General features: G+C 71.6%; 17 protein-coding genes and 1 pseudogene. 3 read left to right on the top strand and 15 right to left on the bottom strand.

Going from position 1 to position 17914, the window contains the following annotated elements; all coding sequences use genetic code 11:
• Together VFA06_RS25860 and rpe are read right to left on the bottom strand one after the other, a co-directional pair.
• Window positions 1-101, bottom strand: a pseudogene (locus VFA06_RS25860) (short-chain dehydrogenase); the annotation flags it as partial.
• 58 nt (window positions 102-159) lie between these two features.
• A complete protein-coding gene (rpe, locus tag VFA06_RS07580) occupies window positions 160-855 on the bottom strand; it encodes a ribulose-phosphate 3-epimerase (protein ID WP_324839721.1) in 696 nt (231 codons plus the stop codon).
• Window positions 856-949: 94 nt separating this feature from the next.
• Between rpe and VFA06_RS07585 the strand changes: the two genes are divergently transcribed.
• Window positions 950-1579 carry a uridine kinase gene (locus VFA06_RS07585; RefSeq protein ID WP_324839722.1) on the top strand — a complete coding sequence of 210 codons (630 nt, stop codon included), beginning with the start codon at window positions 950-952 and terminating at the stop codon, window positions 1577-1579.
• Between the two features lie 84 nt (window positions 1580-1663).
• Window positions 1664-2170: an RpiB/LacA/LacB family sugar-phosphate isomerase gene (locus tag VFA06_RS07590; protein ID WP_324839723.1), complete on the top strand. Its 507-nt coding sequence runs from the start codon at window positions 1664-1666 to the stop codon at window positions 2168-2170.
• Here the strand turns inward: VFA06_RS07590 and VFA06_RS07595 are convergent.
• Window positions 2167-3153 (bottom strand): metallophosphoesterase, encoded by a 987-nt coding sequence (locus VFA06_RS07595; RefSeq protein ID WP_324839724.1) that lies wholly within the window; start codon window positions 3151-3153, stop codon window positions 2167-2169. The genes VFA06_RS07590 and VFA06_RS07595 overlap by 4 nt on opposite strands.
• Before the next feature lie 59 nt (window positions 3154-3212).
• Between VFA06_RS07595 and VFA06_RS07600 the strand changes: the two genes are divergently transcribed.
• Entirely contained in the window at window positions 3213-3863 is a 651-nt protein-coding gene (locus VFA06_RS07600; RefSeq protein ID WP_324839725.1) for a hypothetical protein, read from the top strand.
• Window positions 3864-3885: 22 nt separating this feature from the next.
• On the opposite strand, the gene VFA06_RS07605 is transcribed toward VFA06_RS07600, so the two are convergent.
• The 12 genes from VFA06_RS07605 to VFA06_RS07660 form a co-directional block, all read right to left on the bottom strand.
• Window positions 3886-5367: an RsmB/NOP family class I SAM-dependent RNA methyltransferase gene (locus VFA06_RS07605; protein ID WP_324839726.1), complete on the bottom strand. Its 1482-nt coding sequence runs from the start codon at window positions 5365-5367 to the stop codon at window positions 3886-3888.
• Between the two features lie 103 nt (window positions 5368-5470).
• Window positions 5471-6400 carry a methionyl-tRNA formyltransferase gene (gene fmt, locus VFA06_RS07610; protein WP_324839727.1) on the bottom strand — a complete coding sequence of 310 codons (930 nt, stop codon included), beginning with the start codon at window positions 6398-6400 and terminating at the stop codon, window positions 5471-5473.
• 77 nt (window positions 6401-6477) lie between these two features.
• Complete coding sequence (gene def, locus VFA06_RS07615) at window positions 6478-7059, bottom strand: peptide deformylase (RefSeq protein WP_324839728.1); 582 nt, start codon at window positions 7057-7059, stop codon at window positions 6478-6480.
• Window positions 7060-7166: 107 nt separating this feature from the next.
• Window positions 7167-9260 (bottom strand): primosomal protein N', encoded by a 2094-nt coding sequence (locus tag VFA06_RS07620; RefSeq protein ID WP_324839729.1) that lies wholly within the window; start codon window positions 9258-9260, stop codon window positions 7167-7169.
• A gap of 117 nt (window positions 9261-9377) precedes the next feature.
• Window positions 9378-10598, bottom strand: coding sequence for a methionine adenosyltransferase (gene metK, locus VFA06_RS07625; protein ID WP_324839730.1), 1221 nt, complete (start codon window positions 10596-10598; stop codon window positions 9378-9380).
• A 250-nt stretch (window positions 10599-10848) separates the two neighbouring features.
• Window positions 10849-12084 (bottom strand): bifunctional phosphopantothenoylcysteine decarboxylase/phosphopantothenate--cysteine ligase CoaBC, encoded by a 1236-nt coding sequence (gene coaBC, locus VFA06_RS07630; RefSeq protein WP_324839731.1) that lies wholly within the window; start codon window positions 12082-12084, stop codon window positions 10849-10851.
• 7 nt (window positions 12085-12091) lie between these two features.
• Window positions 12092-12352 carry a DNA-directed RNA polymerase subunit omega gene (rpoZ, locus tag VFA06_RS07635; protein WP_211469866.1) on the bottom strand — a complete coding sequence of 87 codons (261 nt, stop codon included), beginning with the start codon at window positions 12350-12352 and terminating at the stop codon, window positions 12092-12094.
• A gap of 50 nt (window positions 12353-12402) precedes the next feature.
• A complete protein-coding gene (gene gmk / locus VFA06_RS07640; RefSeq protein WP_349260100.1) occupies window positions 12403-12942 on the bottom strand; it encodes a guanylate kinase in 540 nt (179 codons plus the stop codon).
• A 310-nt stretch (window positions 12943-13252) separates the two neighbouring features.
• Window positions 13253-13573 carry an integration host factor, actinobacterial type gene (gene mihF, locus VFA06_RS07645; protein ID WP_211469867.1) on the bottom strand — a complete coding sequence of 107 codons (321 nt, stop codon included), beginning with the start codon at window positions 13571-13573 and terminating at the stop codon, window positions 13253-13255.
• 228 nt (window positions 13574-13801) lie between these two features.
• Window positions 13802-15634 (bottom strand): gamma-glutamyltransferase family protein, encoded by a 1833-nt coding sequence (locus VFA06_RS07650; protein WP_324839733.1) that lies wholly within the window; start codon window positions 15632-15634, stop codon window positions 13802-13804.
• A gap of 22 nt (window positions 15635-15656) precedes the next feature.
• The gene (locus VFA06_RS07655) at window positions 15657-17171 is read right to left on the bottom strand and encodes an MFS transporter (protein ID WP_324839734.1); all 1515 of its coding nucleotides are present in this window, start codon (window positions 17169-17171) and stop codon (window positions 15657-15659) included.
• A 207-nt stretch (window positions 17172-17378) separates the two neighbouring features.
• Window positions 17379-17822, bottom strand: a complete 444-nt coding sequence (locus VFA06_RS07660; RefSeq protein ID WP_324839735.1) for a MarR family winged helix-turn-helix transcriptional regulator — start codon at window positions 17820-17822, stop codon at window positions 17379-17381.
• Window positions 17823-17914 lie beyond the last annotated feature (92 nt).

Here is a 17914-nt window from a genome sequence, read left to right on the forward strand (position 1 = left end):
AGCGCGATCGCCTCGGCCATCGCGTAGCCGATGCCCGAGCTTCCGCCGGTGATCAGCGCGGCGCGGTCGCGCAGGGAGAACAGCTCTTCGAGCACTCGCATGCCGATGATCTTATTCAGCGTGGAGTGCGGAGGGAGCGGATTATTTTCGGTGGCCTGCTTAGCTGCGGTGCGCGTCATTCCAGGGCGCGTTACCGGCGGCCCGCTCTGCCAGCGCCCTGAGCTCGCGCACTGCCTTATCGCGGTCGTCCGCTGCGTAAACCGCGGAGCCTGCGACGAATACGTCGGCACCGGCCTCGGCGCATCGCTCGATCGTCTCGGCCGAGACGCCGCCGTCCATCTGCAGCCAGATCTCGCCGCCATGCCGTTCGATCGCCTGGCGGGCGCGGCGGACCTTAGGCAGCACGGATTCGAGGAACCGCTGCCCGCCGAAGCCCGGCTCGACCGACATGATCAGCACCATGTCGAGTTCCGGAAGCAGGTCCTCATAGGGCTCGATCGGGGTAGCCGGGCGCAGCGCCATCCCGGCCCGCGCCCCGGCGGCGCGCAGCGTGCGGGCCAGTCGGATCGGCGCGGCGGCCGCCTCGACGTGGAAGGTCACCGAGCCGGCCCCGGCCTCGGCGTAGGCGGGGGCCCAGCGGTCCGGGTCCTCGATCATCAGGTGGCAGTCCAACGGCAGGTCCGACGCCTTAAGCAGCGCCTCGACCACCGGCAGCCCGAGGGTCAGGTTCGGCACGAAGTGGTTGTCCATCACGTCCACGTGCACCCAGTCGGCGGCCCGTGAGATCGAGGAGACCTCGTCTGCGAGCCGGGCGAAGTCGCTGTTGAGAATCGAGGGCGAGATCTGGACCGTCATGACGCCATTGTCGCCTACCGCGTCATCCGGCCGCACCGGCCGTCGTCCACCGGCCCCGTTCCGGCCAACCGCCGTGGACCGCGATGATGGGGCGGTGGACGTACGGGCGATCTCTCCGGAGCTTCTGGTCGAACAGCTCGCTGACCGGATCGCGGCGTACCCGCGCGAGTCGTGGGTCCGGGTGGCGCTCGACGGGGCGCCGGCCGCGGAGCCGAGCCATTTGGCGCAGGCGTTGATCGATCCGCTGCGGCTTCGTGGCCGGGCCGCGTTGCACGTCTCCGCGCGCGACTATCTGCGCCCGGCATCGCTTCGGCTGGAGTTCGGCCGCACCGATCCGGACGTGTACTACGACGAATGGCTCGACACCAAAGGGCTGGTCCGGGAGGTGCTGGGCCAGCTCGAGCCCGGCGGCAGCGGCAAAGTACTGCCCGCGCTGTGGGACGCCGAGCGCGACCGCGCCAGCCGCTCCGAATACACGACCCTGGCGCCGGGCGGCGTGTTGCTGCTCGACGGCGCGCTTCTGCTCGGCCGCGGCCTGCCGTTCGAGTTCGCCGTACACCTGTGGCTCTCCCCCGCCGCGCTGGCCAGACGGACAGAGCCGGACGCCGCGTGGACGCTACCCGCCTTCGAGCGTTACGAGAGCGAGGCTGACCCGCTGAACACCGCTGATGTCGTCGTGCGCATGGACGATCCCAAGCATCCGGCGCTGGTCAACCGGCTTTGAGCACGTTCGAATCGCAGTGCGCCCGGCCCGGCGCGGTACGGTGAAGCAGACCTTCGCAGCAGGAACCGCAGGAGGCTGAGCCGAATGTCCGAAGCACCGGACCGCGAGCCCGCGACCGGCCAAGGCCTGGTCGCAGTCGGCAGCGACGAGCGCAACACGTCCACCGACGCCGCGATCGAGCACCTGCGGACGCGCGGGTTCAAGGTCCTCGCCGCGGGACCGCTGGCCGATCAGGCAAGCGACTGGGTGCAGGTGGCGCAGGAGGTGGGCCGCGCGGTAACCGAAGGTCGGGCCGAGCGGGCGGTGTTGTTCTGCTACACCGGCACCGGGGCCTCGATCGCGGTAAACAAGGTGCCCGGCGTACGCGGCGCGCTGTGCGTAGACGCCGAGACAGCGCGGGGCGCACGACGCTGGAACGACGCCAACGTCCTCGTGCTCAGCTACCGATTGGCGACCGAGACGCTCGTGCGCGAGATCATCGACGCCTTCTTAGACACCCCGGCCGACCCTGCCGAGGCCGCGACGATCGCGCAGCTCGCCGATCTTGAGTGCGCCGCGAGCGAGCCCGCGGGTCCTGGTCTGTTCGGCTAGCCGCCGGCCGCCATGGCGGCTCTGCCGGTCTCGCTGCCATCGCCACGGCGACCGTTGGCGAACCCGTCTTTCGCACCCGGAAGGATCTCGCGCGGCAGAACGGGCGCGGCCGGTCGTGCGCTCCATTCGCGGGGATAACCGAGCGATACCTCTTCGAATCGCACTCCGTCATGCCACGTTGTGCGTGGAATGTGCAGATGCCCATAGACGGCAGCCGCGACGTTGTACCGCGTATGCCAATCCGCCGTTGCCGACGTACCGCACCATTGCGCGAATTCCGGATAGCGCAGAATCTTGGTCGGTTCACGCACCAACGGATAGTGGTTGACCAGCACAAGAGGCACCGATGGATCGCACTCGTCCAATCGTTGCTGCGTTAACGCGACCCGGTCTCGGCACCACGCCTCACGCGACGGGTACGGATCCGGGTGCAGCCGGAACTCGTCGTTACAGACGACCCCGGTGCGGTACGCGTAGGCGAGTCCTTCTTCCTTCGTGCTGGTACCGGGCGGCCGGAATGTGTAGTCGTAGAGCACGAACAGCGGCGCTATACGCACCGGCCCGCCGGCTCCATGCCAGATGGGGTACGGATCCTCGGGCGTAAGCACGCCGAGTTCCCTGCACAGCGCAACGAGGAGGTCGTAGCGGGCGACTCCACGCATCTGGTCGTCGCCGGTGCTCGAACTCCACAGGTCGTGGTTGCCAGGAACCCACACCACCTGCGCGAATCGCCTGGTCAGCAGCCGCAGCACGAGCGCGATATCGGCGAGCCGCTCGGACACGTCCCCGGCGACGAGCAGCCAGTCCGCTTCCGACTGCGGTCGCAGCGCCTTGACGATGGAGCGGTTCTCCGCGTAGGAAACGTGCAAGTCGCTGACCGCCAGCAGTTTGCCGCCTGAGCCGGAATTGCCGGATGAGCCGCCCTCAACGCGGTCGTCTTCGTGCCCTGTCTCGCCGTCTGCCGCGCCGCCGACCCCGTCCATTGCTCTAGCCTGCCCGTAATGCGGGTGTCGAGGCAATCCCCGGGTGCTTTGATGGCCGCATGACGACAGAGTCCGAGCAGCCAGCCGAGCAAACCGGGCGCGTGCATCCAAACCTGCAGCACCTGCCGTTCGGTCGCCGCGTCGAACCTCGCTACGACTTCGGCGCATGGAGCACCTTCCCCTACGAGTTCGACGGCCCGCAGCACATCAAAGTTCTGAACGAACCAGTACTGCCCGAGCCACCGCGCAAAGGCGAGCCGGGCGGGCCGGAGTGCACCGCCTGCTCCACGGGCGACGACGCGCAGCTGTGGACCGACGAGCTATGGCGGCTGCACGCGCTGGCCGAACCGAGCGCGTCTCCGGCCGTCGTCGTCCTCGAACCACGTGCTCACTGCGACCTTGGCGACCTGCCCGAACGGGAATCAGCGCAGCTCGGACCGCTCATCCAGCGCGTCGAGCGGGCGATCCTCGGCCTCGGCGGAGTCGGCCGGGTCCACGTCATGCGCTGGGGTGACGGCGCGTCACATCTGCACTGGTGGTTCCTGGCCAGACCGGAAGGGATGCTTCAGATGCGCGGGGCGTTCATGCCGATCTGGGACGACGTGCTGCCCGCGCTGGATCACGCGACCTGGCAGGCCAACCTCGCGCGAATCGCGGCCGCCCTGGCCGCAGACGGCGGGACGGCGCACTTCGCGCTGGGAAGCGAGTGACCGCAGGCCCCGGAGGTAATGGTCAGACGCGCCGCAGCAGAGCGAGGTACATCGCGTCGGTGTCGTGCAGGTGAGGCCACAGTTGCACGTCGGGGCCGTCGCCCAGCTCCGGGACACCCGGCAGGTACGGGCGGGCGTCGAGCTGTTCGACGTCATCGCGCCGCGCGAGCACATCCGAGACGACGAGGCGGGTCTCGGCCAGGTGCGGGGAGCAGGTGACGTACGCGACGAGCCCGCCGGGCCTGGCCGAGTCGAGCGCCGAGGCCAGCAGCTTCTTCTGCAGTTCGGCCAGCCGGGAGACGTCGGCGGGCTCGCGGCGCCAGCGGCTTTCGGGGCGGCGGCGAAGGGCGCCGAGGCCGGTGCAGGGCGCATCAAGCAGTACGCGGTCGAAGGTCGCGGGACGCCATGGCGGTTGAGTTCCGTCGGCGGTGACGACCTTGTGCACGCCGCGGATCGGCTGCAGTGCGCGCTTGACCAGGCGGGCACGATGCGGGGCGATCTCGGCGGCGACGAGCCTGGCGTCGCGCTGCGCGCCGATGGCCGCGAGGAGCGCGGCCTTTCCTCCGGGGCCGGCGCACAGGTCGAGCCAGCGCCGGTCGTCGCCGGAAGAATCGGTACTGGAAGAGTCGGCCTCGGGCGAATCGTCGCCACCGTCACCGTCAAGGTCACCGTCACCGGCGCCGCCGACGTCCCGAACGCCATCCGCGCCGGCCGGGCGATCGCCGAGTGGAGCGGCCATCAGCGCGAGCGCGACGAGCTGGCTGCCCTCGTCCTGCACGCCGGCCCGTCCCCGCGCCACCGCCTCGAGGCGCGCCGGGTCGCCCTCGGGCAGATACGCGGCGGTCGACGCGTAGCGACCCGGTTCAGCGCCCTGTTTTACCAGGTCGGCCTGGTCGGCGAGTCCGGGGCGCGCGGCGAGCGTCACGCCGGGCCGCTCGTTGTCGGCTTCGAGCAGGCGGTCGATCTCGTCGTAGGCGGCGTCCTTGCCGCGGTGCGCGGCCAGCGAATCCCAGAGTGCTGAGACGACCCACACCGGGTGCGAGCGGTAGACCGCGAGGTATCCCTCAGGGTCGCGGTCCGGATCAGGCGCCACGCGATCCACCCAACCGCGCAGGTCTAGCCGCGCCACCTTGCGCAGCACCGCGTTGACCATGCGCGCCGCGCCCTCGTGCGCCACCTCGCGGGCCAGTTCGACGGAGCTGTCGACCGCCGCGTGGGCCGGGATCCGGGTCGCCAGCAGCTGGTGCGCGCCGAGTCGCAGCACGTCGAGCACCTCCGGGTCGAGCTGCCCGAGCGGCCGGTCGACGCACGCGGACAGGATCGCGTCGTACGTGCCGCGCCCGCGCAGCGCGCCGTAGGCCAGCTCGGTCGCGAGCGCCGCGTCGCGCGCGTCGAGCCGCCGCTCGGCGAGCAGCCTGGGCAGCACGAGGTTGGCGTAGGCCTCACGCTCGGCCACCGCGCGAAGGGTGTCGTAGGCGGCGAGTCGGGCTGGGTCGGTGCGCATCAGACCATTATCCCGTGCGCGAGAGGTCGTTTTGGCCGCGCTTGGCCACGCAAGGCCGCGCAAGGCCAGGCGAGCGGAACTGCCTCACCGGTCGGCCGGACAGTTACTCGAACCGTGCGCCGTCGTGCAGCCGCAGCCCTCGCGCCCAGTCGGCGGCCGCCATGCGCCGCTTGCCCTGCGCCTGTACGTCACCCAGTCGCACAGTGTGCCCCGAGCCGGTGCCGACCTGGAGACCGCGCTTGTCGCTGACGATCGTGCCGGGTTCGACGTCGGTGATACCCGGGATCGGCGTGACCGGGAAGATCTTGACCCGTTCGCCGCCCAGGGTGGTCCAAGCGCCCGGGGCTGGAGTGCACGCGCGCACCTGCCGGTCGATGTGCAGCGCGGGGGTCTTCCAGTCGATCCGCGCGTCGTCGGTCGTCAGCTTCGGCGCGTGCGAGACGCCCTCGGCCGGCTGCGGGACCGCGTTAAGGCGGCCCTCCTCAATCCCGTCCAGGGTGGCGACGAGCAGCCGCGCGCCATCGACGGCGAGCCGTTCCAGCAGGTCGCCGCTGGTGTCGGTGCGGCCGATCTCCTCGGTGACGGTGCCGAAGATCGGGCCGGTGTCCAGGCCCTCCTCGAGACGGAAGGTACACGCGCCGGTGACCTCGTCACCGGCCAGGATCGCGTGCTGCACCGGGGCCGCGCCGCGCCACGCGGGCAGCAGCGAAAAGTGCAGGTTGATCCATCCGTGCCGCGGGACCTCGAGCGCCGCGGGCGGAATAAGGCCGCCGTAAGCGACGACCGGGCAGGCGTCAGGGGCCAACTCGGCGAGCCGGGCGAGGAACGCGGGATCGCGCGGGCGCGGCGGCGTGAGCACTTCGATTCCCGCCTCGTCAGCCACCCGGCGCACCGGGGAGGGCTCCAGCCGGCGGCCGCGGCCGGTCGGCGCGTCGGGCCGGGTGAGCACCGCGACGACCTCGTGCCGGGAGTCCAACAGCGCCTTGAGCGACGGGACGGCCGGCTCCGGCGTCCCCGCGAACAGCACCCTCATGGTTCGACTTCCTCCGCCATCCCGATCCCGACCCGACCCCGCTCGTGCCGCCCCGCCCGTGCGCAGCTCGCTGCCGCTTAGCGCGCCTGGCCGAAGGTCGGGTGCGGCGAGGCTTTGATCTGCGGGATCTTGGCCGCCTCGCCGTTCGCGCCGGACTCGGTGCGGCCGCCGTTGGCCCAGTCCGCCTGGCGGATCGCGCGCAGCGCGGCCTTGCGGGTCTCCCGGTCGAGCCGGTCGACGAACAGGATGCCGTCGAGGTGGTCGGTCTCGTGCTGGAAGCACCGGGCCAGCTTCTCGCTGCCCTCGATCAGCACCGGGTCGCCGTACTCGTTGTACCCGCGGGCCACCGCGCGCAGCGCACGCGTGCACGGGAACGCGAGGTTGGGGATGGACAGGCAGCCCTCGTCGCCGTCCTGGAGCTCGTCGGACAGGTCCAGCTGTGGGTTGATCAGATGCCCGACCTCGCCGTCCACGTTGTACGTGAACACCCGCAGCGAGACGCCGATCTGCGGGGCGGCCAGGCCGGCGCCCGGGGCGTCCAGCATGGTGTCTGTCAGGTCCTTAACGAGCCGGCGCAGCTCCTTGTCGAAGTCGACCACCGGATCGGCCTTGGTGCGCAAAACCGGGTCGCCGAACAGCCGGATCTGCTGGATCGCCACTGGTTCGCCGTCCGTTCGTCTCGTCTTGGCCGCGCCCGTCCCGTTGGGTCGAGTGTAACGAAGTCGGGGCACCCGCCGTGCCGCTGCGCCCGCGCTCGCGGCGCGCGTCAGGCCAGGTCGGCGGGGTCGATCCGGATCCGGACGTGTGCGGGGGCCTTGCGGGCCGTGCGCACGCCCTGCGTCGCCTTGAGCGCCTCGGCCAGTCTCCGGCCGCCGGCCCGGGCGCAGCGGATCAGCACTCGATGCTGCTGTTCGCCCGGCTCGCCGCCGTTGGGCACGGGGGTCGGGCCGAGGATTTCCGCGTCGTCGGGCAGCGTGAGCGTGGTCATGAACTCGTCCAGGGCCGAGTACGGCGCGGTCAGTTCCGCTATCCGGGCGGCGGGCGGATAGCCGAGTTCCGCGCGGTCGGCCAGTTCCCGGCGGGCGAAGGCGGCCGGGTCCCAGCGCACCAGGGCCTGTACCGGAGCGGCGGAGGGCTCGGCGGCGATCGCGACCACGCCGCCTTCCGCCGCGGGGCGCACCAGCGCGGCGGCCGCGAGCCAGCGCCGCAGTGCCTGTTCGGCCGCGCGCAGGGTCGGCACGCCGAGCAGCAGGTCGCCGTCGAGCAGCACCGCGGCGGCGAAACCGCCGGCGGCGACCGGCTCGGCGCCCGGGGTCGCGACGATCAGCGCGGGTTCCGGCCCGACCTCGGTCAGGATCGCTCCGCCTCGGCTCAGCCGTACGGTCACGCCCGGGAAGGCCCGCCCCAGTTCCTCGGCGCTGCGGGCCGCGCCGGTGGCGCGCGCGCGGAACCGGCCGGCTCCACAGCGGTCGCAGCGCCAGCGTTCGGCGATCTTGCCGCACCAACGGCAGCGCGCCGAGTCGGCCGCACCGGCGAGGGCGAGGGCGCCGTGGCAGTGTGCGCAGTGCGCGGGTTCGCGGCAGCGCACGCAGGCGAGGGCGGGCAGGTAGCCGGTGCGTGGGACTTGCACGAGCACGGGTCCGCGCTGGAGGCCGTCTCGGGCGACGCGCCACGCGAGGGCGGGGATGCGCGCGATGGCGGCGCCCGCGTCGCGAGCGGTGTCCCGGTCGGGGTCGACGGTGCGGATCATCGGGGCGTGTTCGCGCACGACGGCGCGGGGCGCGGCGACGGGTCTGGCCCAGCGGCGCGCGACGAGCTGTGCGCCTTCCGCCGTGACTGTGTACCCGCCGATCAGCGCTGCCGCGCCGGATTGGTGCGCGCGGATGGTGAGCACCTCGCGCACGTGCGGGTAGGGAGCGGCGCGATCGGCCAGTGAGGAATCGCCGTCGTCCCACAGCGCGACGAGTCCGAGGTTGGGCAGTGGCGCGAACATGGCGGCGCGAGTGCCCACGACGCAGCGCACGTCGCCGCGTTTGGCCATGAGCCAGCGGCTGTAGCGCTCCCCCGCGCCGAGGTCGGCGGTCAGCGCGACATGCCGGCCCTGACCGAGCAGTTCGGCGAGCGCGGCGTCCATGCGGCTGACGTCGCGGCCGTCGGGGACCACGATCAGGGCGCTGCGACCGCTGTTCAACGTGGCGTGTACGGCCGTGGCTAGGGCTCGCGACCAGTCGGGGCCGACCGCGGCGCGATCTGATTCCCCGCTAGTGACCGGGGCGATGCCCGGCAGCGCCGCCCACACCGCGCGCGGGCTCTGTCCTGCGGCCAGCGCGGCGAGAAGCTCGGGGCCGTTCGTGTAGTACTTCCACGGCTGTGGGTCGTATGCGGGGAGCGGGCCGCTCATCGGCGGACGCGGCGCGGCCTTCTCCGCTCGGGCGTGCCGCGGCGGGATCGCCAGGCGCAGGACGTCGGCGACGGTTCCGGCGTACGCGTCGGCCACGGCGCGCGCCAGCTTGCCGATCTCCTGCGTCAGCACCGGCTCCGGCGAGACGACGCTGTGCAGCGGGGCGAGCCGGCCGGCGAAGTCGGTTTGCTCGGCGCGCTCCCAGAGGTAGCCGTCCACGAGCTGGCCGGCGAACCGAACCCGCACCCGCACGCCCGGCTGGGCCGCCTCGGCGAGTTTCGCGGGGACGGTGTAGTCCCAGAGCCGGTCGAGATGGGCGGGTTCGACGTCCACGATGACCTTGGCGACCGGCTGACGCTGCGCCGGAATCGAGGCCGTCGGGTTCGCGTCAGCCGCCCGCGCCTTGCCGCGTGCGGCCTCGGCGCGGACGAGCGCCATCTGCTCGCCCGCGTGGTTCATCCGTCCTTTGTACCGGACCGGGCCGACAACGGAAGGCCACCGAACGCACCTGACGGGACATCAAATCTGATGTCCCGTCAGGTCTGTGCCACGAGTGAAACTTACCCGAAGATCAGCTCAGCCGATGATCGACTTGAGGGCCTCGACCCGGTTGGCCTGCTCCCAGGTGAAGTCCGGCAGCTCCCGGCCGAAGTGGCCGTAGGCGGCGGTCTGCGCGTAGATCGGGCGCTTGAGGTCCAGGTCGCGGATGATCGCGGCCGGGCGCAGGTCGAAGACCTCGCCGACGGCCTGCTGGATCCGCTCCACGGACACGGTCTCGGTCCCGAAGGTCTCCACGAACAGGCCCACCGGGGCGGCCTTGCCGATCGCGTAGGCGACCTGCACCTCGGCCCGCGAGGCCAGGCCCGCCGCGACGATGTTCTTGGCCACCCAGCGCATCGCGTACGCCGCGGAGCGGTCCACCTTCGACGGGTCCTTGCCGGAGAACGCGCCGCCGCCGTGCCGCGCCATGCCGCCGTACGAGTCGACGATGATCTTGCGGCCGGTCAGGCCGGCGTCGCCCATCGGGCCGCCGATCTCGAAGCGGCCGGTCGGGTTGACCAGCAGCCGGTAGCCCTCGGTGTCGATGTCGAGGCCGCCGCGCTGGAACTCGGCGAGCACGTGGTCGACCACGTACTCCTTGACGTCCGGGGTCAGCAGGGTGGCCAGGTCGATGTCCGAGGCGTGCTGTGAGGAGACCACGACCGTGTCGAGGCGCACCGGGCGGTCGCCGTCGTACTCGATGGTGACCTGCGTCTTGCCGTCCGGGCGCAGGTAGGCGACGGTGCCGTCCTTGCGCACCGCGGCGAGCTGCTGGGCCAGCCGGTGCGCCAGCGCGATCGGCAGCGGCATCAGCTCGGGGGTGTCCGAGCAGGCGTACCCGAACATCAGGCCCTGGTCGCCGGCGCCCTGCAGGTCCAGCTCGTCCACGCCGCCGTCGACCCGCGACTCGTAGGCCGCGTCGACGCCCTGCGCGATGTCCGGGGACTGGGAGCCGATCGACACGGACACGCCGCAGGACGCCCCGTCGAAGCCCTTCTTCGAGGAGTCGTAGCCGATGCCCAGGATCGTCTCGCGCACGATCGTGGGGATGTCGGCGTATCCGGAGGTGGTGACCTCGCCGGCGATGTGCACCTGGCCGGTGGTGATCATGGTCTCCACCGCCACGCGCGAGGCCGGGTCCTCCTTGAGCAGCGCGTCGAGGATGGAGTCGGAGATCTGGTCGGCGATCTTGTCGGGATGCCCCTCCGTCACGGATTCGGAGGTGAACAGGCGGCGGGCGGTGTCCGGACGGACCACGGGTCGGCTCCTTCTCGCAGCGGCTGCTGACTTAATGGCGGGGGCCATTGGACCCGCGCGCGTGCACGCGCCAGTCTATCCGTGCACACCAGGCGCTTGGGTACCCCCAGAAGTAGGGTACCGGGGCCGCGTGCTTAGCGGGCGGCTTCGGCGTTTACGCTCGTGGCGACGCAGTTACCGCACGCGATGCGCGCAGAACAGCTGTGCCAGTTTCCATGGCGGGCGCCCGCGTCCGGGATTGGAAAGCGCCTCAGCCCTCTGCGACGCCGCTGCCGCGCAGTCGCGCGACCCGGTCCCAGACGGCGTCGGCGAGGGCGCGCTTGGAACCGAGCGGGACCTCGGTCTCCACGCCGTCCGCGCCGACGATGACGCCCTGGGTGACCTGCTGGCCGAAGACCTTGTCCGCGCCGACCTCGTTGACCACGAGCAGGTCCACGCCGTACGCGGCCACCTTGCGGCGGCCGAGGTCGAGGAAGGAGTCGCGCTCGTCGCCGGTCTCCGCGGCGAAGCCCACCACGGTCTGGCCCGGCGCGAGCCGGTCGCGGCCGAGCTCCCGCAGCACGTGCGGGTTCTGGACCAGCTCGACGACCGGAGCCGAGTACTCGTCCGACTTCTTGATCTTCGACGCGGCGTAGTTCTTGGGCCGGAAGTCGGCGACCGCGGCGTTGGCGACGATCACCTGCGCGTCGGCGGCCGCGGCGCGCATGGCGTCACGCAGCTCCAGTGCGGTGCCGACCCGGATCACCTTGGCTCCGGCCGGATCCGGCAGGGCGACGTTCGCGGCGATGACGGTGACTTCGGCGCCGCGGGCCACCGCCGCGGCGGCCAGCGCGTACCCCTGCAGGCCGGAGGAGCGGTTGCCGAGGTACCGCACCGGGTCCAGGGGTTCGCGGGTACCGCCCGCCGAGATGACGACCCGCAGTCCGAGCAGGTCCTCGGGCAGCGACCCGCCGCGGCGCAGCACGGCGACCGCGGCCTCGAAGATCTCCGCGGGTTCCGGCAGCCGGCCGGGGCCCGAGTCGGCGCCGGTGAGCCGCCCGACGGCGGGGTCGAGCACGATCGCGCCGCGCCGCCGCAGCGTGGCGACGTTCTCGCGGGTGGCCGGGTGCTCCCACATCTCGGTGTGCATCGCCGGGGCGAACACCACGGGGCAGCGCGCGGTCAGCAACGTGTTGGTGAGCAGGTCGTCGGCGAGGCCGTGGGCGGCCTTCGCGAGCAGGTCGGCGGTGGCCGGGGCGACGAGCACCAGGTCGGCGGATTGGCCGAGGCGCACGTGCGGCACCTCGGAGACCCGGTCCCAGACCTCGGTCGAGACCGGATGCCCGGACAGCGCCTCCCAGGTGGGCGCGCCGACGAAGCGCAGCGCGGCGGCGGTCGGCACGACCTGCACGTCGTGGCCGGACTCGGTGAACCGCCGCAGTACCTCGCAGACCTTGTACGCGGCGATCCCGCCGCCTACGCCGAGGACGACGCGCGGCTTGGGCACCGGAGGCTCAGGCCTGCTCGACCGGCTCCGCCGTCAGCAGCCCGGCGTTGATCTCGCGCAGGGCGATCGACAGCGGCTTCTCGTGCACGTGGGTGTCGACCAGCGGGCCGACGTACTCCAGCAGCCCCTCGCCGAGCTGCGAGTAGTAGGCGTTGATCTGACGAGCCCGCTTGGCCGCGTAGATCACCAGGCTGTACTTGGAGTCGGTCGCCTCGAGCAGCTCGTCGATCGGCGGGTTGATGATGCCCTCGGGCTCGGTGACGGACACGAAGGAGACCTTCCGATCGGGAAAAGAGGTTCCTGCCGCGGCGCATCCGCCTAGGACAGGCCCATCAAGTTTACCAGTTCCCGCGCCACGTCCTGCACGGATGTGTTGACCAGGGTCACGTCGAACTCGGACTCCGCGGCCAGCTCGACCCGGGCCGCGGCCAGCCTGCGCTCGACCACCTCGGGCGGCTCGGTGCCGCGGCGGGTGAGCCGGTGTACCAGCTCCTCCCAGCTCGGCGGAGCGAGGAAGACCTGGAGCGCTTCCGGCATGGCGGCGCGCACCTGGCGGGCGCCCTGCAGGTCGATCTCCAGGAGGGTGGGCACGCCCGCGGCGAGCCGGTCCAGCACGGGCTGGCGCGGGGTGCCATAGCGGTTGCCGGCGAACTGCGCCCATTCGAGCAGTTCGTTGTTCGCCACCAGCTTGTCGAAGCCCTGCTGGTCGGTGAAGAAGTAGTGCACGCCGTGGATCTCGCCGGGGCGCGCGTGCCGGGTGGTGACCGAGACCGAGTGCCAGATCTCCGGATGGGCGGTGCGCAGGTGGGCGACCACCGTGCTCTTGCCCACTCCGGACGGACCGGACAGGACCGTCAGCCTGCGGGGGGCCTCGGCGCGGCCGTCGGGCCGGTCCGGTGCCCGCCGGGTGGCGGGCCGGCCGGAATGCGGGCCCGGGTCGAGACGCGTGTCAAGGCCCTGGGGGGCCGGCGGCGTCGACGGTTCACCTTCACCGGTTTGCGTGGAGCTCACGCGCACCGAGGTTACCCCACGGCGCCGCGCGGGGCGGGTACACCCGCGCCGAGAAGGACCGGAGCAATGCCCGAAAGCCCGTCTTGGGTCCTCTCGGCGCGGTCGCGCCGGGTAGACGGCCCGACCGCTGCGCTCGCGCGCAGCGTTCGGAGTCCGACTACTTGGCGCCGCCGAACTCGCGCTCGAGCGCAGCGATCTGGTTGGCGCCGAGGCCCCGGACCCGGCGGGTCTCGGAGATCGACAGCCGCTCCATGATCTGCTTGGCCCGAACCTTCCCGACGCCCGGCAGGGACTCGAGCAGGGCCGAGACCTTCATCTTGCCGATTACGTCGTTCTTCTGGCCCTCGCGGACGACCTCGGAGAGTGAAGCCCCCGAGTGCTTGAGCCGGTTCTTGACCTCGGCACGCTCACGCCGGGCCGCGGCTGCCTTCTCGAGAGCTGCCGCGCGCTGTTCGGGTGTGAGGGGCGGAAGAGCCACGCCAATTCACCTCATGACGTCGATGCGGATCGATGGGTTGAGTCGTCCTGCCGTTCGCACGGCCGGGCGGCTCGGTTGTCCGTTGCCGGAACCTAGTCGCTTACAGCTTCAGTGGCAAGGTGACACCCCCGCTGGTCTGCGATAAAACCGGAGCGTACCGGAGTTCGCGGCGGCGCGTGCACGGGACCGCCGGAATTTTCGGCCCGCGCGTTCCGGCTTGGAGCGCTCTCAGCGGCCCGCGGCGTAGCCCTGCATGCCCCGTGGATTGGCCGCCGCGCGCAGGACACCAGTGTCAGGATCGCGATATACGGCCGAGAGCCTACCCAGCGACCAAGGCCCTGACGAAATCGGATCGTGACCGAGTTTACGCAGCTCAGACACGGTAACAGGCGAAAATCTTGACTCGATCGCCAAGCCCAGTGGATCGCGTTGGCGCGGCGCGAATGATGAGGGCACTGCGTTGCTGTGCCAGGCCGGCGCGTCGATCGCGGCCTGCAGTCCGAGGCCGTCGACGACCCAGCCCAAAAGCAGCAACAACTGCCATTGGTCCTGCTGATCCCCGCCCGGCGTGCCGAAAGCAAGCACGGGCCGGCCATCGCGGCAGGCGAGCGAGGGGCTGAGGGTGATCCGCGGCCGCTTGCCGGGTGCGAGCGAGTTGGGCAGGCCGGGCTCGAGCCAGCACATCTGTGCCCGCGTTCCCAGGCAAAAGCCCAGCTCAGGGATGGTGGGCGAGGATTGCAGCCAGCCGCCGGACGGAGTGGCGGAGATCATATTTCCCCACCGGTCGACCACGTCGATGTGGCAGGTATCGCCCCGCGTCGAGCCGTCCGCGGCGACTTCGCTCTCGCCGACTCTCTGTCGGCTCCCCGCGCGCTCGACCGCGCTCATCGCGTCCAGTGATTCGCCTGTTCGGGCCACTGATCGCGGGGAGTTCAGGAACGCCGGCAGGCGCGGCGGGCGGCCGCCAGGCGCACCGGGGCGCAGCACGGCGCAGGCTTGATCGCCGACGAGCGCTGCCCGATCGCGCAGATATCCCGGCTCCAGCAGCTGCCCGATCGGGACGTCCGGCCGGTCCGCGAACCAGGCCTCCCGGTCGGCGAAGGCGAGCTTGGCCACCTCGACGACGCGGTGCACCCGTTCAGCCGAGCCGGGCGGCGGCAGCTCGCCGAGCGCGTCGAGCAGGCCGAGCTGCTGCAGCAGCACGGGCCCCTGGGTCCACGGCCCGGCCTTGTGGACCGTCAGGCCGCGCCACGGCAGGCTCACGGTCGGTTCGTAGCCCGGGCGCCAGGCGTCGAAGTCGGCGGCCGTGAGCAGGCCCGCGTGGGCGCGTCCGGTCTCGTCCGGCACCGGGACCCGGCAGAACCGCTCAACGGCCTCGGCAACGAAGCCGGAGTACCAGGCGCGCAGCGCGGCGTCGATCTGGGCTTCACGGCCCGGTCCGGCCGCTTCCGCCTCGGCCAGCACGCGCCCGTAGGTGGCCGCCAGCGCCGGCAGCCGCAACAGCTCGCCCGGCCGCGGCACACGCCCGTCGGGCAGCCACTGGGCCGCCGAGGAGGGCCAGTGCTCGCGCAGGTGGTCCGCGACCGCGCCGATGGTGCCGACGACGCCCGGAGCGAGCGGGTGCCCGTTCGCGGCGTAGCCGAGGGCGTAGTCGAGCACGTCGCGCAGGCGCATGGTGCCATGATCGCGCAGCAGGGTCAGCCAGGCCCCGACGGCGCCGGGCACGGTGGCGGGCAGCAGGCCGGTGCCGGGGATCAGATCGATGCCGAGGGATTCGAAGTGCTCGATGGTCGCGGCCGCCGGGGCGGGGCCCTGCCCCGCGAGCACTCGCGGCGTGTGGTCGGCGGCGGTGGCCAGGATCATCGGGACCTCGCCGCCGGGCCCGTTGAGGTGCGGTTCGACGACGTGCAGGGTGAAGGCCGCGGCCACTGCGGCGTCGAAGGCGTTGCCGCCGCGTTCGAGCACGGACATGCCGGCGGCGGTCGCGAGGTAGTGGGTCGAGGCGATCATGCCGAAGGTGCCCGACAGCTCGGGGCGGGTGGTGAAGGTCGGCTCGGTCATGACCGCACCCTAGTGCCGACCCCTACCGTTTCGTCGCGGCCTTCTGCACGGGCTGGACGGCTTCGTCCGGCCGGTCCAGCAGGTGAACCGCGGGGGCGAAGGTGGACCAGAGGGCGAGCAGGACGAAGGCCCCGGACAGCACGAGCATCGCGGTCGGCACGCCGAAGTTGTCCGCGAGCACGCCCGCGGTCACCGGCGCGGTCCACAGCAGGCCCGAGGTGCCGAAGCTGAGCGCCGAGGAGACCCGGCCCATCAGCGCGTCGGGCACGATGCGCAGCTGGTAGCTCTCCAGCAGCACCGTCAGCGGCACGATCAGGAACACCAGGAAGGCGGCGATCGTGCCGATCTCCCAGGGCCGGGGCGCGGCCGCGATGCCGAGCACCGCGGGGCCGATGATCCACGACGCGGCGAGTACGACGGTGCGCGGGGGCACCCGCTTGAGCAGCAGCGGCGCGATCAGCGCGCCACCGAGGCCGCCGATCGCGGCCAGCGCGGTGACCGCGCCGACCGTCGTGGGGCTGCCGCCGCGCTGTTTGAGCAGCGCGATGACCAGCAGCACGATGCCGCCGAGCAGGGCGCTGGTCAGGGCCGACCAGATGATGATGAAGCGCAGGTAGACGCTGGTGCGGATATACGCGAAGCCCTCGCGCATGCCCTGCCAGGCGGTGTTGGCGGCGCCGGCCTCCCCCGGGTCGGGGCCGAGCGGTTTGCGGATCATCCCCACGCCCACCGCGCTGACCAGGAAGGAGATCGCGTCGCCGAGGAACGGTATCCACTTGCCGATGGAGAACAGCGCGCCGCCGAGCGGGGGCCCGGCCAGCCGGGAGATCATCTCGCGGCCCTGCTTGGAGGCGGACAGGGCCTGGAACTGCTCCGGCGGCACGATCCGCTTGAGCACCGGGTTCATCGCCGCGCCGCCGATGCCGTTGCACATGCCCTGGATCAGGGCTACGGCGCCGATGTGCACGACGTTGACGTAGCCCTCGGCCACGGCTGCCACCACCGAGCCGACGGCGACCGCCTGGGTGAGGTCGGCGGTGATGGCAAGCCTGCGGCGCGAGTAGCGGTCGGCGAGCGCCCCGCCGAGCAGGGTCGTGGACAGCCCGCCGATGTTGAGGCAGGCGCCGACCACGCCCGCGCGGGCGACCGAGCCGGTGGCGTAGAGCATCAGCAGCGGATAGGCCAGCTGGGACATCGCGCTGCCCAGCGAGGAGATCAGGGAGCTGATCCACCAGCCGGCGTAGTCGCGGTTGCGCCACAGCGGCATCACGCCGCGTACTGCCGAGCTGGAGATTGTCGCGGCGTGCTCGGCGGCGGCCTCCACGTCCGGGCCTATGGGGCCGCGCGGGCTGTCGGCACTGTCGTTCGGGAAGGCGGTGTTGTTCAAGGGCGCGGTGTTGTCCGAAGACGCAGCGTTGCTCGAAGAGGCAGCGTTGTTCGAAGAGGCAGCGTTGTTTGAGGAGGCAGTGTCGTTCAGGTCCGCGCCCTCGGCGAGGTCGGCACCCCCGCCGACGGAAGCGTCCTCGGCGTCATCCACCTTGCGACCGTTCAATGCGCAGTCCTCGGCACTGTCGACATCCTCGCGCTCTGGGCAGTTCGGCGGCACCTAAGCCGGTGCTGCCAAAGCCCATATTGCCCCGCTCGATCATTTCGAACACGGCTCGGGCGGGCCGCGATCATGCTGTGCACGCTCACAGCGAGGCCCGGGCGCCGTCGGTGACGCCGCGCCGGGCGCCGCGCGGCCTTAGCCGGTCTGGGCCATCACCCTGGCGGCGTTCTCGGCGATCCGGCCGAGCAGGTCGCGCACCAGAGCGACCTCCGCCTCGGAATGGCCGTCGGTCAAGCGCTGCTCCAACTTGTCCACCAGCGCGTCCGCCTCCTCGAACACCGCCCGGCCCTGCGCGGTCAGCTTGATCTCGACCAGGGTGTTGTGCACCGGATGCGGAGCGCGGCGCACGAAGCCGCGCAGCTCCATCCGGGAGAGCAGGCTGTTCATCGTCTGCTGGGTGACCCCGCAGCGGTGGGCCAGCTCCGCGGTGTTGATGCCGGGGTTGTCGCTCAGCACGGCGAGTGCCGCCTGCTGCGCGGCGGTGATCCCCACCTCCCGCACGGCGGCCTCCTTCGCCGCCTGGGTGGCTTGCTCGGCTCGCTTCACGTGAAGCAGCAGTCGCTCCGAGTAGTGCTGCATGCACTCAGTCTATGAGGGGGTGACGTTCCGTGTCGCGAGTCAGAAGGCATAGATCCTACGACTTACGCGCCAAAGCTTTGCCCGTGCCGCGG

It is taken from the genome of Actinocrinis sp. (assembly GCF_035653575.1).
Classification (GTDB): Bacteria; Actinomycetota; Actinomycetes; order Streptomycetales; family Catenulisporaceae; genus Actinocrinis.

Excerpts from the sequence above, each read along its gene's own strand:
- rpe (WP_324839721.1), bottom strand. The coding sequence starts at position 855 with ATGACGGTCCAGATCTCGCCCTCGATTCTCAACAGCGACTTCGCCCGG.
- VFA06_RS07590 (WP_324839723.1), top strand. The coding sequence starts at position 1,664 with ATGTCCGAAGCACCGGACCGCGAGCCCGCGACCGGCCAAGGCCTGGTC.
- VFA06_RS07595 (WP_324839724.1), bottom strand. The coding sequence starts at position 3,153 with ATGGACGGGGTCGGCGGCGCGGCAGACGGCGAGACAGGGCACGAAGAC.
- VFA06_RS07600 (WP_324839725.1), top strand. The coding sequence starts at position 3,213 with ATGACGACAGAGTCCGAGCAGCCAGCCGAGCAAACCGGGCGCGTGCAT.
- VFA06_RS07605 (WP_324839726.1), bottom strand. The coding sequence starts at position 5,367 with ATGCGCACCGACCCAGCCCGACTCGCCGCCTACGACACCCTTCGCGCG.
- fmt (WP_324839727.1), bottom strand. The coding sequence starts at position 6,400 with ATGAGGGTGCTGTTCGCGGGGACGCCGGAGCCGGCCGTCCCGTCGCTC.
- VFA06_RS07620 (WP_324839729.1), bottom strand. The coding sequence starts at position 9,260 with ATGAACCACGCGGGCGAGCAGATGGCGCTCGTCCGCGCCGAGGCCGCA.
- VFA06_RS07650 (WP_324839733.1), bottom strand. The coding sequence starts at position 15,634 with ATGACCGAGCCGACCTTCACCACCCGCCCCGAGCTGTCGGGCACCTTC.
- VFA06_RS07660 (WP_324839735.1), bottom strand. The coding sequence starts at position 17,822 with ATGCAGCACTACTCGGAGCGACTGCTGCTTCACGTGAAGCGAGCCGAG.